We start from the raw sequence: 16,356 nt of genomic DNA, 5'->3' as shown, positions 1-16,356 counted from the left end.
CGCCAGCAGCTCCCCGCAAAACCCCCTCACCAGGGGGTGGAGGCATATGCTGGACACCTTCGGCTCTGCCCGCCGGCGCCGCCTCGCGCCGGGAGCGGAACGGGAGTTGGGGGACGACATGTCGCGGAGTTCCGGCGTACCCGGACGCCGAATGTTCGAGCGCGAGAGCGAACTCGCCGCCGTCGACGAGGCGTTGCACGCGCTGACGGGGCGTCACGGGGATGCGGGGAGCGTCGGCCCGGGCGGGGCTCAGGGCGGGGGCGCGGGGCCAGGCGGTTCCGCCACAGCCCAAGGCGGGGACACGGGGTCGGGCATTGCTGCCGGGGCGCCGGGGTCCGGTGGTTCCGGCAGGGCTCTGGACGGGGCTCCGGGGGCCACTGCCGCACCGGGCCCGGATGCCGAGTGCGGCAGTTCCGGCGCGGTGCCGGGCGGCAGTGCCGGGCCCCGGCGCCCCGTCGCGGCTCCAGGTGCGTACGTCGGCGGACCGGCGGACCCGCAGGGCGGAGGTTCCGCCGCGGCTCTGGGCGAGGATGCCGGGTCGGGCAGTGCTGCCGCGGCGCCGGGCGCGTACGTCGGCGGACCGGCGGACGTACGCGGCGGTCCCGGGCTGCGCGTCGTCCCGAACGGTGCGACGCCGACCCGGGGTGCCGCCCCCGCCCCGACCCCGTACGGCGGTGCGATCGGCGTCGAGGACCCCGGCGCGGTCCAGAGCGACCTGCGGCCGGAGCCCGGCGCGGGGGTGCGCGTGCTCCGGATCGCCGAGCGGGCGGCCGCCGCGCACGAGCCGCCGCGCGGCGGGCTGCTCGCCGTGGCCGGGCCCGCCGGGCTCGGGAAGACCACACTGCTGGCCGAGGTCCGGCGTCGCGCCGCCGCCCTCGGGTGCACCGTGCTCTCCGCGCGCGGCGGCGACCAGGAGCAGACCGTCGCCTTCCACGTCGCCCGCCAACTCCTCCAGCCGCAGCTCGCCGGGGAGTCCGACACGGCACTGCGGTCACGGCTCGGCAGCTGGTACGACATCGTCGCCCCGGCCCTCGGGCTGTGCACCACCGCCCAGGGCGCACCGCCCGACCCGCAGGGCCTGCGCGACGGCCTCGACTGGGTCCTCACCCACCTCGCCGTCCAGCGCGCACCCCTGGTCGTCGTCGTGGACGACGCACACTGGGCCGACCCGGAGTCGCTGAGCTGGCTCAACGCGTTCGCCCCGCGCGTCGAAGACCTCCCCATGCTCCTCGTCGTCGCCTACCGCCCCGACGAACTCCCGGACCACGCACGCCAGTTGAGTACGCTCCCGGGCCGGGCCGGACACCGCCCGCTCGGCCTCGCCCCGCTCACCGGCGCCGCCACCGCCCGACTCGTGCGCGCCACGCTCGGCGCGCACGCCGACGACCCGTTCTGCCGCGCCTGCTGGGACGTCACCGGCGGCAACCCCTTCGAGACCGTCGAACTCCTCGCCAAGGCCCACGAACGACAGCTCCCGCCCACCGCCGCCAGCGTCCACCTGGTGCCCGGCATCGCCGCCGCCGTCAAGGGCAGCGGCCTCGTCGCCCGCCTGGAACGCCTGGGCACCGCCACCGTCCGCTTCGCCTGGGCCTGCGCGGTCCTCGGCACCGAGATATCCCCCGGCCTGGCCGGGAACCTCGCCGGGCTCGGCACCGAGGCCGCCGCCGACGCCGTCGACCGGCTCCGCGAGGCCCGCATCCTGGCCGTACCGCACACACGGGAGGACGGGACCGGCGACCCGGACGCACCGTTGGAATTCGTGCACCCGCTCATCGCCACCGCCATCTACCGGGCGATACCCGACGCCTTCCGGGTCGCCCTGCACGGGCAGGCCGCCTGGTGCGTCGTCGACGCCGGGCTCGGCTCGGCGGCCGCCGCCCGCCACCTCCTGGAGACCCACCCGGAGGCCGACCCCTGGACGGTCCAGCACCTGCGCGCCGCCGCCCGCGAAACACTGCGCGCGGGCGCCCCCGACGCCGCCCGCCGGGCCCTCGCCCGCGCCCTGCGCGAACCCCCGCAGACCGAGGAACGGGCCGCCGTCCTCTACGAGTTGGGCTGCGCCTCCCTCCTCACCGAACCCGCCACCACCGTCAACCACCTGCGCGCCGCCCTCGAAGAACCCATCGACGACCCCGCCCTGCGCCAGGGCATCGTCTACCGGCTCTCCCAGGTCCTCGCCCACAGCGACCGCCTCGCCGAGGCCTGCGAACTCCTCGTCCACGAGGCCCGCACCGCCAAGGACGCCCGCACCCGGCTGCGCATGCAGGCGGAGAAGTTCATGTGGGACGCCTTCCGCGCCGACGAACCCGACTCGCCCGCCCGCTCCCGCCGCCTGGCCCGCCTCGCCGACCGCCTCACCGGCCGCGACGTCACCGAGCGGTACATCATCGGGCTGCGCGCCTGGGACGCCACCCTGCGCGGCGAGCACTCCACGGTCCCCGTCCACCACGCCGAACGCGCCCTGGCCGGCGGCCTGAGCTGGGCCGACGACAGCCGGGGCTTCGAGGTCCCGGTCCTCTCCGCCCTCGTCTTCATGTACGCCGACCGGCCCGGCCGCGCCGAGGAGCTCTTCGCGCCGGGCATCGCCGAGTTCGAGAGCCAGGGCTGGCGCGGGGCGCACCTGTCCTTCGCGTACACCCTCCTCGGTTACATCCGCCTGCGCCGGGGCCGCCTGATCGAGGCCGAGGACTTCATCCGCGCGGGCGTGCGCCTCGCCGAACGCACCGGAGTCCGTACCCCCGTCCAGTGGTACGGAGTCGGGGCCCTGGTCCAGGTCCTGCTCGCCCGGGGCAAGGTCGAGGAGGCCACCGAGGTCGCCGAACGGCACGGCTTCGGCGAGCCGTTCCCCGCCGCCGTCACCTTCCCCGACTCGCAGACGGTGTACGGGGAACTGCTCCTCGCCCGCGGCCTGCCGAAGGAGGCCGCCGCCGAACTCGCCGCCGCCGGAAGGCGGTTGGAGCCGCGCGGCATCCGCAACCCCGGCTGGTGCCCCTGGATGCTGCACCTCGCCCGCGCGGAGGCGCACGACGCACCGGAGCGGGCCCGGGCCACGGCCCGGGAGGCGGTCGCCCGGGCCCGCCTGACCGGCACCCCCTCCGTCGTCGGACAGGCGCTGCGCGTCCAGGCGGAGGTCGCGGCGACACCCGCCGAACGCGTCGAGCTGCTGGAGGAGTCGAAGGCGTTCCTGGAGGTATCACCGGCCGCCTACGAACTCACCTGCACCCTCTTCGCCCTGGGCCGCGAACTGCGCCGGACGTCCCGCTCGAAGGAGGCCGCGGAACACCTCTACCGAGCGCTCGAAGGCGCCCTCCAGTGCCGCGCCGACGGCCTCGCGGAACAGGCTCGCCAGGAACTGGCCGCCGCGGGGCTGCGCCCCCGCCGCCTGCGCCCGACCGACGAGGACACGTCGACCCTGACCGCCCGGGAACGGACGGCTGCACGCATGACGGTCCGGGGCGACACGGTCCGCGACATCGCGCAGGCCCTGAACACGGACGAGACGGGAGTCGCCCGCCTGATGTCCACGGCCTACCGCAAGCTGGGCACGGAGCGGGAAGGACTGGGGTCGGCGTTGAGGGAGTAAGGGGGATCGCGACCGGGATGGCTGCCCGAAGGGCACGCCCTCAGGGGCGCGGGGAACTGCGCGAGCAACCAAATCTCAAGCCGCGCGGCGAGCGCTTTAGGGAAAGGGGCGGGACCGGGGCGAAATCCGGGGGTCCGGGGGCAGCGCCCCCGGCACGAACAGCAACCACCACTCCACCCGCACAGAAAGGCCCCCCATGCCCCACCTCCTCCTCGCCCCCGGCGGCTACACCGGCGCCTGGATCTGGCGCGACACCGCCCACCACCTCCGCCGAAAAGGAGCACACCCCCACCCCCTCACCCTCACCGGCCTAGGTGACCGCCGCCACCTCGCCACCCCCTCCACCACCCTCGCCACCCACGTCGAGGACATCCTCCAGGCCCTCGACCACCTCGACCCCGCCGACCCCACCGAGCCCGTGGTCCTGGTCGGCCACAGCTACGGCATCCACCCCGCCGTCGGCGCCGCCCTGCGCCGCCCCGGCCGCATCGACCGGCTGATCTTCCTCGACGCCGCCCTCCCCGCCCACGGCCGCTCCGTGATCGACGCCAACCCCGACCCCACCTACCGCGACCGCCTCCAGGCCCTGGCCGCGAGCCACGACGGCTGGCGCCTCCCCGTGCCCCCGATGCACGACGCCGCCCTCTGGGGCTCCCTCGCCGACGTCGGCGAGGCGGACCTGGCACGCATGGAACAGCTCGGCGCCCCCCACCCCCTCGCCACCCTCGACCAGCCGCTCGACCTGCCGAAGGACGCCCCCTGGCCCCCGTTCAGCGCCGTGTTCTGCACCCGCGGCGGCTTCGCGTCGACCGCCGTGATCCAGGCGCTCGTCGACACCGGGAACCCCCAGTTCCGGATGCTCGCCGACCCCACCGCGCGCTACTTCGACCTGGACACCGGCCACTACCCGATGCTGTCGCGCCCCGAGGATCTCGCCGACCTCCTGCTGCGCGCCGCAGCGGGCGAGGGACAGCCGTTGCGCCCGGGTCCCCGGCAGCCCTGAGAGGTGGCCGGGGAAGGGCCGACCGCTTGAACGCGGCCCGCCCCGGCCACGTACCATGTCCGCATGTCCTTCCTCCGCCGCCGCCCCTCCGCCACGCCCACGGGGCCGGATTTCGACGTCCTCGCGATGGACCCGGGCGACTGGCCGGGAAACCTCGGCGCCGGGCTGCTGCCCGCCCCCGACGGCACCTGCCAGGGCGTCTTCCTGCGCTACGACCTGTTCGGCGGGCGCGGCCCTGCGATGGTGATCGGGAACCTGCCCGAAGGGGCCCCGGCCCGCGAGCTCGGCGAGGGCCAGGTCCCCTTCGAGGTCGCCCAGCTCCTGCTCGCGCTGGAGAACGACGAGGAGGTCGAGGTCGTCAGCACCGAGGACGTCCCCGTCATGCAGGGCGACAACCTCCTCATCGTGCGCCGCCTCAAGCTCTCCGAGAGCCGGATCTCCTGCGTGCAGTTCGACCGCAGCGACAACGTCCTGGTCACGATCGCCAGTTGGGACCGGCCGATCACCGACGACCTGTACGCACTGCTGAAGCCGCTGCCCGCGGAGATGTTCCAGGGCTGACCGGGACGCTCCGGGCGCGGCAGCCGCCCGGCCCGGCACTCAGCCGCCCGGCCCCGGCACTCAGCCGCCCAGCACCGTCACGTCCGACTCCTTCACGTACCCGATCCGGTGCCCGTACTGGATCTCGTAGTACACCTCCGTGCCCCGGATCACCCGCCCCGGCTTCCCGTACTCCTTCGCATGGAAGTAGGTGCCGGGTGCACGCTCCCCGACGACGTACCGCTGACCTGCGGGAATGCGGTACGTCAGGGGGACGACCGGCTGGGCGGGCACGTCCGCCGGGTACGCGGACGCCTCCGGGTAGGCCCTGCCGTACACCGGAATCGACGCCAGGCCCGCGCGCGGGGTGAGCAGGGGGGCCGTCGTGTTCACGGCGGTCGGCCGCGCGGCCGGGTTGGTGAACCAGGCCTTCTGCCCGAGGTACCAGATCGCCGTCCAGTCCCCGCGCCGCTCCGCCACCGCGAAGCTCTGCCCGGTGGAGGCGCGGGCCCCGGTGTCGTTCACCTGGACCGTGGAGTCCGTGCCCCGCCCGATGTCCTTCACCGGCGGAGCCTTCGCGTCCGGTGCGGTGTGCAGCCGCACCGCACCCGAAGCGTGCTCGGGGCACGGCTCCGTCGACTTCTTGCCGCAGCCCGTGTACGGCGGACGGTGTGCCTGGTACTCCGGTCGTACGGTGACCACCGCGCTGTCCGGTCCCGCCGTGGGCACGAAGGGCTTGCCCAGCAGCTCGAAGTAGTGCGCCCAGTCCCAGTACGGGCCGGGATCGGTGTGCATGCCGCGCACCGACTCCGGGGTGGCGCCGGGCACGTTGTCGTGGCCGAGGACGTGCAGCCGGTCGAGCGGGATGTCGTACCGCTCGGCGAGGTAGCGGGTCAGCCGGGCCGACGCGCGGTACATGGCCTCCGTGTACCAGGCGTCCGGCGCGGTCAGGACGCCCTCGTGCTCCAGGCCGACCGAGGTGGCGTTGGTGTACCAGTTCCCCGCGTGCCAGGCGACGTCCTTCAGCGGCACATGCTGGGCGATGTGCCCGTCGGACGAGCGCAGGGTGTACTGCCAGGACACGTAGTCCGGTTTCTGGACGAGCCGCAGCGCGGTCTTCCAGGAGCCCTCGGTGTCGTGCACGACGATGTAGTCGATGCTGCCGTCCCGGTCGCGGTCGGCCAGGTCGTGATTGCCGAAGTCACCGTCCGACGACCCGTCAAGTCTCTTGTACGGTGCGGGAATCCACTCGCAGGACACGGTGGGCGGGCACTCCACGGGGCCGGTCGACGCAGCGGCGTCCCGGGCGGGAGCGGCGCTGCGGTCCGTGCTTTCCGGGGCCCCGGCCGTGCTCCGGTGGGCGGGTAGGGCGATTCTCTGCCCGGCGTCGTTCGTCCGGTGCGGGCCTTCCCGCAGCACCGCGAACACCTCGTCCGCGTAGGCCCGGGCCGCCGCAGGCTCCTGTGCCCCGGAGAACAGCGCCAGTGCATCCCGCCAGCGGGCCGGATCGGCGCTCGGGGCGTGCCCGGCCCGCCGCTGTGCGGCGGCGAGGAGCGCGGCCCCGCCCCGTACGTTGGCGGCCGGATCGGCGCGCAGCTCTGCCACGGGCCGCCGGGTGAGGGACGCGGCCTGCGCCAACATGCCCTCGCCGTCGGCGAGTCGGGGCCAGGGAGTGCGCGCGTCCGTCAGGTGCATCGGCCCGTAGCCGCCGCCGACGCTGGGCGACCCGTCGTGCGCGTCCCAGCGGGACTGGAGATAGGACACCGCCAGCAGGAGGTCCGCCGGAACCCCGTACCGGTCGGCGGCAACACCGAACGCCTGTTGCAGGGAGTCGGCCGCCGGGACCGCCCGCGCCCCCGGCACGGGGACGTCGGGGATGTCGGCGGAAGCGGCGAGCGGGGTGAGGCTGAGCAGGAGGGCGGCGGCGGCCGCGACGCCCCCCGTCCTGGTGGCGGAAAGGTGCAAGGCGTCCTCCGGTGGCAGCGCAGCGGGCGGCGGAGCCGCTCATGATGCCGACCGGACGCCCCCGTACGGCGGAGGCCCGCCCCGGCGGCGTCGCGTGGCGACGTGCCGTGAGCGGGCCTCGTACCCGTCGAAAACCGTGCGGGACCCGGGCTTCGCGGGCCGTGGGTGCGGCTCTGCCGGGCGGGCGCCTGCCACCTGATCGGACGATACGACCGACCGCCCGCGCCCTTGACGGGGCTCAGCCCCTGCGCCCCGAGACCATCCGGTACAGGGCCAGCACGATGACCGAACCGACGACCGCAGCCACCCAGGTCGACAGCGAGAAGAAGCCGTTGATCGACTCCACCCCGAAGATCACCTTGCCGAGCCAGCCGCCCAGCAGACCACCCACGATGCCGATCAGCATGGTCACCAGGCAGCCGCCCGGGTCCTTGCCCGGCATCAGGGCCTTGGCGATGGCTCCGGCGAGCAGGCCGATCAGAATCCACGCGATGATGCCCACAGTGTTCCTACCTCCGTGCGAAAAGAACCCCGGCGTCGGCCGGAGCTTCTTCCTGCTTTCCCCGCACAAGGGGTCGAAACGCCTCCAAGACTGCGAAGCGGCCCATCTGCCGCACAAAGGGCCGAAGGTCCCGCAGCTCGCAGGACCTTCGACCCCGCCTCCGCCCCCGGATCGCCGCCCGTCCGGAACACCCCGGACAGCGCGGAAGGCAGCGCCCGCGCCCAGGCACTGCCCTCCGCCCTTCCCCTCCACCGCCGCTCCCCGGCCACCCCGGGCCCAGGAAGCAGCGGGTGTCCTCAGCGCGTGCCGACCGCCGCCCGCACCGCCCGGCGGGCCAGCGCGCAGTCGTCGTGCAGCCTGCGCAGCAGCAGCCGCTGTTCCTCGCCGGGCGAGATGCCCGAAGCGGTCAGCGTGCCCGCCGGCGGGGCCTCGCGCATCGTGCGCTGCACCTTCGCCTCGTAACTGCGCACCTCGCGCGTCGTCACGAGCATCAGGTTCACCAGGAACGCGTCCCGCGCTGCGGTGCCCGCGGCCTGCGCCAGCTGGCTGATCTGACGGCGCGCCACCGGAGAGGCGTCGCCCAGCACCATCCAGAGCGTCGCCAGGTCGTACCCCGGCAGGTACCAGCCCGCATGCTCCCAGTCCACCAGCACTGGACCGGCCGGGGAGAGGATCATGTTGGAGAGCAGGGCGTCGCCGTGGCAGAACTGCCAGGGGAGCGAGGACCGGGAGATGCCGTGCAGCAGCTTCTGCAGGTCGCCCAGGTCGCGGTCGGTGAACAGGCCCAACGCGTGGAAATCGGTGAGCCGCTTGCCGTAGTTGAGGGGCTGGCCGAACATCTCGGCCGGCGGCCGCCAGTGGTTGAGCTTGTCGATCGCGCCGAGGGCGGCCCGGACGTCGGCCCGCGGGGGGGCCTCGGCCGGGTGCCGCGTCAGGGCCGCGGCCCGGCCCGGCATCCGCTCGATCACCAGGGTGCAGTTGTCGGGGTCCGCGGCGATCAGCCGGGGCACCCGCACCGGCGGACGGTGCCGGACGAAGGCGCGGTACGCAGCTATCTCGTGCCGGAACCTCTCGGTCCACTGTTCGGACTGGTCGAGTAAACACTTGGCGACCGCGGTCGTACGGCCCACGGTGCCGACGAGCAGGACGGAACGCCCGCTGCGGCGCATCACCTGCACCGGATGGAACTCCGGGCAGATCCGGTGCACCGACGCGAGAGCCGACCGCAGCTGCGCGCCCTGGGGGCCGGACAAGTCGAGTCTCCCGCTGAGGGGTTGGGTTCCGGGCCCCGCCGCACGCCGCGCCCGCCCGGTGCCCGCAGCAGCGGCGTGGTGCGGATCGAGATACGGTCCGCTGCCCACCGCCAGCGGACGGTGCGGCCGGGGCGGGGCGGACACGGAGGACGATGCTGTGTACATGGGCGGTACAGGTCCCTTCGTGTGCCGACGAGTTGCGTGCGCCACCCGCCCCGGCGGACGGCTTTCGCACCCTGGGGAGTACGAGCCGGCTGCCGGGCCGGGGTGGCGCACTCTTACCTAAGACCCGGCCGCGGGTGGCACACCATCTGGCGCACCCTGGCGAACCATGGCGAATAGTCGCGACGCATATCGCGGCGGGTTAATGTCAAGTCAGCCGAGAACCTGGGGGCTTGACGTGAGCGGAGAACCCAACACCCGCCTGAACGACCTGTTCGGACTGACCGGATGGTCCAAGGGCGAACTCGCGAGAATGGTGAACCGGAAGGCGGCGGCCATGGGCCACCCCCAGCTGGCCACCGACACCTCTCGGGTGCGGCGCTGGATCGACATGGGGGAGTCCCCCCGTGATCCCGTGCCCCGGGTGCTGGAAGCCCTGTTCACCGAGCGACTCGGTCGTGTCGTGACCATCGAGGACCTCGGGTTCACTCGCCATGGGCGCACGGGACGACGACGGGCACCGGGCAAGTCCGAGCACCCCGACGGCGTGCCGTGGACGTCTGAGCAACTGGCCGAGATCCTCTCCGAATTCACGGGAATGGACCTCATGCTCAACCGACGCGGCCTGGTGGGCGCGGGCGCCGCGCTCGCCGCCGGCTCCGCACTGACCAGCGCCATGTACGACTGGCTGCACACCGACCCCAAGCTCGCGGCCGACGGGCCGCGCGTCAACGAACCCCTGCACGTGGAGCGTGCCGGGTACGACCTGTACGAAGCGGCCCCCGTGGGGTCGCAGGAGATCGACGCACTGGAACGCTCGGTCGACGTCTTCCGCGCCTGGGACGCCTCACGTGGCGGCGGCCTCCAGCGCAAGGCGGTCGTCGGCCAGCTCAACGAGGTGGGCGGCATGCTCGCCTACCGGCAACCCGCCCATCTGCAAAGGCGGTTGTGGGGAGTGGCCGCGAACCTGGCGGTCCTCGCCGGGTGGATGTCGCACGACGTCGGCCTGGAACCCACCGCCCAGAAGTACTTCGTCATCGCCGCCCACGCGGCCCGCGAGGGGGGAGACCGCCCGCGCGCCGGCGAGGCGTTGTCCCGGGCCGCCCGCCAGATGGTGCACCTGGGCAAGCCCGACGACGCACTCGACCTGATGAAGCTGGCCAAGTCCGGCTCCGGCGAACAGACCCTGCCCCGCACGCGCGCCATGCTGCACACCATCGAGGCCTGGGCGCAGGCCTCCATGGGGCAGGGCCAGGCGATGCGGCGCACCCTCGGCGAGGCCGAGGAACTGTTCGTCTCCGACGACGGCAAGACGCCGGCGCCGAGCTGGATGCAGATGTTCGACGAGGCGGACCTGCACGGCATGCAGGCCCTGGCGTTCCGTACGCTCGCCGAGCACGAGCCGTCCGCGGCGGCCGTCGCCCAGCGGCACGCCAGGCTCGCCCTGGAGCTGCGGCCCGACGGCCGTCAGCGCTCGAAGCTCTTCGACCACATCTCGATGGCCTCGGCCTGCTTCATCGGCAACGACCCCGACCAGGCCGACCGGTACGCCCGGCTGGCCCTGAACTCGATGGGGGAGACCTCCTCGCACCGCACCTGGGACCGGCTGCGCAGCATGTACCGGCTCACCGCCCAGTACGCGGACTACCCCATGATCGACGACCTGCGCAAGGAACTGGAGCGCGTGATGCCGAAGAAGGTGGGCGGAACGAGGGGAGCGGGGACGGCCGTCTAGCGGCACTTCCCCGCAGAGCACCGACCGCACCACCGACCACGCGGGTCAGGACACGGCCCGCACGGCACGGACAGTCGGCTACGCGCCGATCCTGGCGATCAGCACACAGGCGTCCTCTTCGCGCTCCGTCGCGCCGAACTCCTCCAGCACCAGCCGCACGCACGCGCGTGCACTGGGGGCGTCGGCGAACCGTGGGGCGAGGGACAGCAGCCTGCCGCGGCACTCGTCGTCCGTCGGGCTGCGCCGGGACAGTCCGTCCGTGTGCAGCAGGAGCAGATCACCGGCACGGAGGGTCGCTTCGGCCTGCTCGTACGCCGCGCCGCTCGTCGCCCCCAGCAGGATGCCGCGCGGCGGGGTCAGGGCCTGCCCCCGGCCGTCGCGGAACAGCAGCGGTGCGGGGTGACCGGCCTGTGCCCAGGTGAGGAGGCGGGTGGCGGGATCGTACTGGCAGCACAGGGCGCTGCCCGGTGAGTGATGTGCGGAGGAGGAGTCCAGGAGCTGGTTGAGATGGCCCATCAGGGCCCCGGGCCGCACCCCGGCGAGCGCCATGCCGCGCAGTGCGCCCAGCAGCATCGCCACCGAGGAGGTCGCCGTCACCCCGTGTCCGGTGAGTCCGCCGACGGTCAGCATCCGTTGCCCGTCGGGGAGTTCCATCGCGTCGTACCAGTCGCCGCCGACGAGTTCGCCGCTGGCCGAAGGGAGGTAGTACGCGGCGAGGTCGAGCGCCTCGGTGGCCGGGAGCGGGGGAGAGGCCCCGCGCCAGGCGGGCAGCACCGCTTCCTGGAGCTGCACGGCCACGGTGCGCTCCGCCTGGGCGAGGCGCCTGGCGTGCTGGAGGGAGTCCTGGTTCTCGCGTACGGCGCGCTGGGTGCGGCGCAGGGTGCTCACGTCGCGCAGCACCGCCCACATGGAGGCGGTGCAGCCGTCGGCGTCGAGGACCGGCTCGCCCATCATGTGCAGCGTGCGCACCGCGCCGTCGCCGTGGCGGACGATGCGGAACTCCCCGTCGATCGGCTTCCCGTCGACCAGGCAGTCGGTGACCATCGCGGTCAGCAGGGCCTGGTCGTCGGGCAGCAGCATGGCGGGGAGTTCGTCGAGGGAGAGGGGGCCGTCCGTGCGGGTGCGCCCGAAGATCTCGTACAGCTCGTCGGACCAGGTGACCTCGTCGGTCAGCAGGTTCCACTCGGCGCTGCCGACCCGGGTGAGCAGGGCGGGCTGCTTGCCGCCGGTGCGCGGCTCCGGCCGTTCGGCGGGGGAGCAGGGGGTGAAGGGAACGGACGGCAGCCCGTCCTTCAACTGCCCCAGGTGCACGCCCAGGTCGTCGAGCTGACTGACCGCCAGATCGCACAGCGCTCGCTGCCAGCGCACCTGCGCGTCGTCGTCGCCGAGGTCGAGCGGGGCGTCCCGGCGGACCGCGTCCATGTCCCCGCGCAGCCGGCGGGTCTGCGTGATCAGTGCGTCGACCATGCCCCGCTCGGGAGGCTGCGGCGCGGAGCGATCCGCGAACAGGGGGGACGGCATGGCGTACTCCGATACAGGCAGCGGCCGAAACGAGCTGTGCGAGACGGTCTGCGGAAGTCGACCGTTAAGACTTTCGCACAGGGGTGGGGGGCCCGTAAGCCGTTTGGCAACACTCGATCCGGTGGTGCACCTGGCATATGCCTACGGCCCTCCGCTGCATCCGTGCCTCAGCGCCCCACCCGCCCCGCCCGCCACAGCCGTACGGCGGACAGCCCGGCCGCGACGAGCAGCAGTCCGTTGCGCACGAAGAGGTTGGCGATGGCGAGGGGATCGGCGTCGTCCCTCAACTCCCGGTACAGCAGAGGGAATCCGAGCGTCGTGAACAGACACGCGGCCAGAATCAGGAACACCACGGGCCGCTGCGACGTCTCCCGTCGCAGCAAGCACACGGCGCCGAGACCGACCAGCCAGATCAGGTACTGCGGGCTGATCACCCGGCTCGTCACGACGAACAGCAGTACGGCGGTGAGCGCCGCGTCCGGCAGCATCCAGGGCGCGGACCGCTCCGAGCGCAGCCGCCAGTACACCAGCCACCCGAGCGCGAGCACGGTCAGCCCCTGCATCACCAGCGACACGGTCTCCACCCCCGGCCCCACGAACTCGTGCGAGCCGTCCTTGGCCTTCCACGTGCCGCTCCACCCGAGGTGCCGTGCGACGTGGAAGGGCAGCGCGCCCACCGACTCGATCTGAATCCCCCTCGACTTCTGCGCGGTGAGGAACGACAGCGCGTGCGGCATGGCCAGCGCGAACCCGGCGAGCAGCACGACCCCGGCGACGGCCGCCGCGATCCACGCCTGTCGGGTACGTCGTCCACGCTCCGTCCCCGCGAGCAGCAGCACCGGCCACACCTTGACCAGGGCCCCCAGCGCGACCAGCGCCCCGAAGGCACGGTCCGCCCAGGCCCGCCGGGACGCGGCCACGGCGAGCGCGGCCATGGCGACGGCCGTCACCTGGAGGTCGAACCGGTTCCACGGCACGGTCGACAGCACCGCCAGCGCGACGGTCCACAGCCAGGGCGCCGCGACCGACCGCCCCCGCCGCACCACGAGCCACAGCAACCCCGCCATCACCAGCGCATCGGTCACGGCGGCCGTCACGATGAACGCGAGCCCGTAGTCGAGTCCGGGCAGCGCCCCCGGCGCGAGGATCGGCAGGGCCGCACCCGGCGGGTACTGCCAGCTCACGTCGTGCGCGGGGAACGCCCCGCCCGACAGCACCTCGAACCACCCCCGGTACACGCGGTCCACCGACGGGTCGAGCGTCCCGTCACCGTCCAGCGGCGGGAGTTTGAGCGCGGCGGGGACGAGCCAGAGCCGGGTCAGCCCCCAGACGAGCAGGGCCGCCCACGGGGACCGGAGGCGATGCAGGCGCGGGACCGGTTCGACGGGCGGGGCGCTGACGGGGACGGTGCTGGGGTTGCTGCGGGGCATCCCCGCACTCTACGAGGCGGGCGCACCCCGCAGAACGCCAGGTCAGGCGGCGCGCGCATGGGCCCGCCCGGCCCGGGTACGCGGCGCGGTGTCACCCCGCCGACACCCGGCGGCCCCTCTCCCCGAAAGGACCCCTCCCATGGAAGACCGCCGCCAGGACGGCCCCGAGGAGCAGTCCCCGGGAATCCCCCGCGACCTCCCGGACCAGCAGGCCACCCCGGACGACGACCCCCGTGCGGCAGTCGACGGCCCCGGCCTGGAAGACGCCCCCTCCGACGACCCCTCCGTCGAGGAACCCTCGGCCTGATCCCTGCGGGCCCCACTTGTCCGTGCCCCTTCAGGGGCGCGGGGCTGTATCGATGTGCGGCTCCGCCGCGTGGGCGCGAGCAACCACCCACTCACCCGCACGGAACCGTCCCATGCCCCCGCAGGTCGAGGTGAAGGGGCGGGGCTGGGGACCCCATGCCCCAGCGGGACAGGGCCGAACGCACTCAGCCCCGGGAGCCGAGCCGAGCCGGGCCCTGCCACGGCGCCCAGCCGCTACAGGGCCCGGCGGGCACCCCGAAAGTCCGGGCCCGGACGGGCCCCCTCACCCCACCGTCCTCCGCGCACACTCCTCCACCACCCCCCGCAGACTCCCCGTCCGCCTCAACAGCTCCCGCTGCACATGCGCCCCGTTCCCCCTCTCCAGCAACACCTCCAGGTGCTCCTTCACCAGCTCCATGTCCCCGCTGTCCCGCAGCGCCTCCGACACGTGCGCCAGCAGCGCCCGCACCACCGTCTCCGCCGGTGCCGGAGTCAGGGTCGCCGGGTCGACCAGCTCCCCGCACAGCCCCGACCGCGCCGCCCGCCACGACGCCAGCCGCAGCAGGCCCACCCCCGTGTCGTCCGCCGGGCCGCCCGAGGCCCACTCCCGTGCGGCCGTCTCCACCAGCGCCCGTACCAGCGCCGCGATGAGCACGGTGTCGTCCGCCTCCAGGCAGACGTCCGGCACCCGCACCTCCACCGTCGGGTAGTGCCGCGACAGCCGGGCGTCGAAGTAGATCATCCCCTCGTCGAGCAGGGTCCCGGTGGCGAGCATCCCCTGCACCTGCCGGTGGTAGTTCTCGGCCGACCCGAAGTGCTCGGTCGCCCCGGTGGACGGCCACCGCCCCCACACCCGGCTGCGGTACGAGGCGTACCGGGTGTCGCGCCCCTGCCAGTACGGCGAGTTCGCGCTCAGCGCCACCAGGGCCGGCAGCCACGGCTGAATCCGGTCCAGTACCGCGACCCCCTCGTCGTCGGACTCCACCGACACGTGCACATGGCAGCCGCAGGTGAGCTGCTCCAGCGCGGTCAGCCCGAACTCCTCCTCCAGCCGCCGGTAACGGTCGCCCGAGTTGATGGACGGGTTCACCGGCAGCGGCGACGTCGCGAGCGCCGCGAGCTCCGCCCCGGCCCGGCGGGCCCCGGCCGCCGCCTCCCCGCGCCAGCGGCGCACCTCGGCGGCGAGTCCCTCGATGGTGTGGCGCGGCCGGGTCGCGATCTCCAGCTGTTCCCGGTGCAACTCCTTCTCCAGGGTGGAGCCGTCGGGCAGCGCCGCCAGGACGACGCCGGACACCGCCCTCGGCGCCCCGTCGCTGTCGACCAGTAACAGTTCCTCTTCCACTCCCACACTGCGCACGGGCGGCCCCCCTCGGGCTCGGTGATCTTCGCGAATCGACGCCCGCGCTGCGCGGAACGGCGTCGATCTTCGTGGTGGCGGAGCGAGTGCCCTCTTTCTCTACCCATGTGCTCTGGCCGCGCCGCATGTTCACGACTGTGCAAATATCGGATTCATGTCGGCATTGAGTGATCTCCTTCCGTCAGAAGCGATACGCCTCGACGCCCGTGCGACGGACTGGAGGCAGGCGGTCCGGGACGCGGGCGAACTCCTCGTCGCCACCGGCACCGCCACCGCGGACTACACCGCGGAGATGATCCGGAATGTCGAGGAGAACGGGCCGTACATCGTCATCGCCCCTGGTTTCGCCTTCGCGCACGCCCGGCCGTCGCCCGCCGTGCTGCGAACCGGAATGTCCTGGGTGCGCCTCGCGAAGCCCGTCGAGTTCGGCCACGAGACCAATGACCCGGTGACCCTGGTGGTCGCCCTCGCCGCGAAGGACGCCGCCGCGCACACCGCCGCGATGGCCTCGCTGGCCCGCCTCCTGGGCGACCCGGAATCCTCCCGCGCCCTGCACGAAGCGCCTACGCCACAGGCCCTGCACGCCGTACTCGCGGGGCAGGACGACGTACGCACTCCGCAGGACGGCGTGCCCACGTCACAGGACGACGCGCGTGCGCCGCAGCACGCGGCACCCGCAGTGCCCGCCGGACGGGCGTCGGCCCCCGGGATGCACAAGATCCTCACCGTCTGCGGCAACGGCGTCGGCACCAGCCTCTTCCTGAAGAACACCCTGGAACAGGTCCTGGACCGCTGGAAGTGGTCGAAGTTCGTGAGCGTCGAGGCCACCGACACCATCTCCGCCAAGGGCAAGGCCTCCGAGGCCGTCGCGATCCTCACCTCGCGCGAGATCGCCCGCACCCTCGGCGACGTGGGCGTGCCGGTCAAGGTCGTCGAGGACTTCACCAGCACCACCGAGGTCGACGGCGTCCTGCGCGACACGTACGACGTCTGATCGCG

Annotated in this window: 12 protein-coding genes; 6 read left to right on the top strand and 6 right to left on the bottom strand. The window is 73.5% G+C overall.

Features of this window, described 5'->3' with window-relative positions; all coding sequences use genetic code 11:
• Window positions 1–46: 46 nt before the first annotated feature.
• The 3 genes from ACIO3O_RS21950 (at window position 47) to ACIO3O_RS21940 (ending at window position 5,147) form a co-directional block, all read left to right on the top strand.
• Entirely contained in the window at window positions 47–3,583 is a 3,537-nt protein-coding gene (locus ACIO3O_RS21950) for an ATP-binding protein (protein ID WP_401748326.1), read from the top strand.
• A 196-nt stretch (window positions 3,584–3,779) separates the two neighbouring features.
• The gene (locus ACIO3O_RS21945) at window positions 3,780–4,586 is read left to right on the top strand and encodes an alpha/beta fold hydrolase (protein ID WP_401748324.1); all 807 of its coding nucleotides are present in this window, start codon (window positions 3,780–3,782) and stop codon (window positions 4,584–4,586) included.
• 63 nt (window positions 4,587–4,649) lie between these two features.
• Window positions 4,650–5,147: a hypothetical protein gene (locus ACIO3O_RS21940; RefSeq protein ID WP_189827555.1), complete on the top strand. Its 498-nt coding sequence runs from the start codon at window positions 4,650–4,652 to the stop codon at window positions 5,145–5,147.
• A gap of 60 nt (window positions 5,148–5,207) precedes the next feature.
• On the opposite strand, the gene ACIO3O_RS21935 is transcribed toward ACIO3O_RS21940, so the two are convergent.
• From ACIO3O_RS21935 to ACIO3O_RS21925, 3 genes are all read right to left on the bottom strand, one after another.
• Window positions 5,208–7,091, bottom strand: a complete 1,884-nt coding sequence (locus ACIO3O_RS21935; RefSeq protein ID WP_401748322.1) for an N-acetylmuramoyl-L-alanine amidase — start codon at window positions 7,089–7,091, stop codon at window positions 5,208–5,210.
• A gap of 238 nt (window positions 7,092–7,329) precedes the next feature.
• Entirely contained in the window at window positions 7,330–7,593 is a 264-nt protein-coding gene (locus ACIO3O_RS21930; RefSeq protein WP_401748320.1) for a GlsB/YeaQ/YmgE family stress response membrane protein, read from the bottom strand.
• Between the two features lie 296 nt (window positions 7,594–7,889).
• Window positions 7,890–9,011 (bottom strand): aminoglycoside phosphotransferase family protein, encoded by a 1,122-nt coding sequence (locus tag ACIO3O_RS21925; RefSeq protein ID WP_401748318.1) that lies wholly within the window; start codon window positions 9,009–9,011, stop codon window positions 7,890–7,892.
• Between the two features lie 235 nt (window positions 9,012–9,246).
• On the opposite strand from ACIO3O_RS21925, the gene ACIO3O_RS21920 reads away from it, so the two are divergent.
• On the top strand, window positions 9,247–10,743 hold the full coding sequence (locus ACIO3O_RS21920) for a hypothetical protein (RefSeq protein ID WP_401748317.1): 1,497 nt from the start codon (window positions 9,247–9,249) through the stop codon (window positions 10,741–10,743).
• 78 nt (window positions 10,744–10,821) lie between these two features.
• Here ACIO3O_RS21920 and ACIO3O_RS21915 read toward each other — a convergent pair whose 3' ends face one another.
• Together ACIO3O_RS21915 and ACIO3O_RS21910 are read right to left on the bottom strand one after the other, a co-directional pair.
• The gene (locus ACIO3O_RS21915; RefSeq protein WP_401748316.1) at window positions 10,822–12,264 is read right to left on the bottom strand and encodes a PP2C family protein-serine/threonine phosphatase; all 1,443 of its coding nucleotides are present in this window, start codon (window positions 12,262–12,264) and stop codon (window positions 10,822–10,824) included.
• A gap of 167 nt (window positions 12,265–12,431) precedes the next feature.
• A complete protein-coding gene (locus ACIO3O_RS21910) occupies window positions 12,432–13,694 on the bottom strand; it encodes a glycosyltransferase 87 family protein (protein ID WP_401748315.1) in 1,263 nt (420 codons plus the stop codon).
• 139 nt (window positions 13,695–13,833) lie between these two features.
• Between ACIO3O_RS21910 and ACIO3O_RS21905 the strand changes: the two genes are divergently transcribed.
• Window positions 13,834–14,001, top strand: coding sequence for a hypothetical protein (locus ACIO3O_RS21905; RefSeq protein WP_401748314.1), 168 nt, complete (start codon window positions 13,834–13,836; stop codon window positions 13,999–14,001).
• A 282-nt stretch (window positions 14,002–14,283) separates the two neighbouring features.
• Here the strand turns inward: ACIO3O_RS21905 and ACIO3O_RS21900 are convergent, their stop codons facing one another.
• Entirely contained in the window at window positions 14,284–15,357 is a 1,074-nt protein-coding gene (locus ACIO3O_RS21900) for a glutamate--cysteine ligase (protein ID WP_401748312.1), read from the bottom strand.
• A gap of 154 nt (window positions 15,358–15,511) precedes the next feature.
• On the opposite strand from ACIO3O_RS21900, the gene ACIO3O_RS21895 reads away from it, so the two are divergent.
• On the top strand, window positions 15,512–16,351 hold the full coding sequence (locus tag ACIO3O_RS21895) for a PTS sugar transporter subunit IIA (RefSeq protein WP_401748310.1): 840 nt from the start codon (window positions 15,512–15,514) through the stop codon (window positions 16,349–16,351).
• Window positions 16,352–16,356: the final 5 nt, after the last annotated feature.

The organism is Streptomyces sp. NPDC087440, assembly GCF_044744005.1.
In the GTDB taxonomy this organism is placed as follows: Bacteria; Actinomycetota; Actinomycetes; order Streptomycetales; family Streptomycetaceae; genus Streptomyces.
This window is presented reverse-complemented; position numbering and strand designations above follow the sequence as displayed.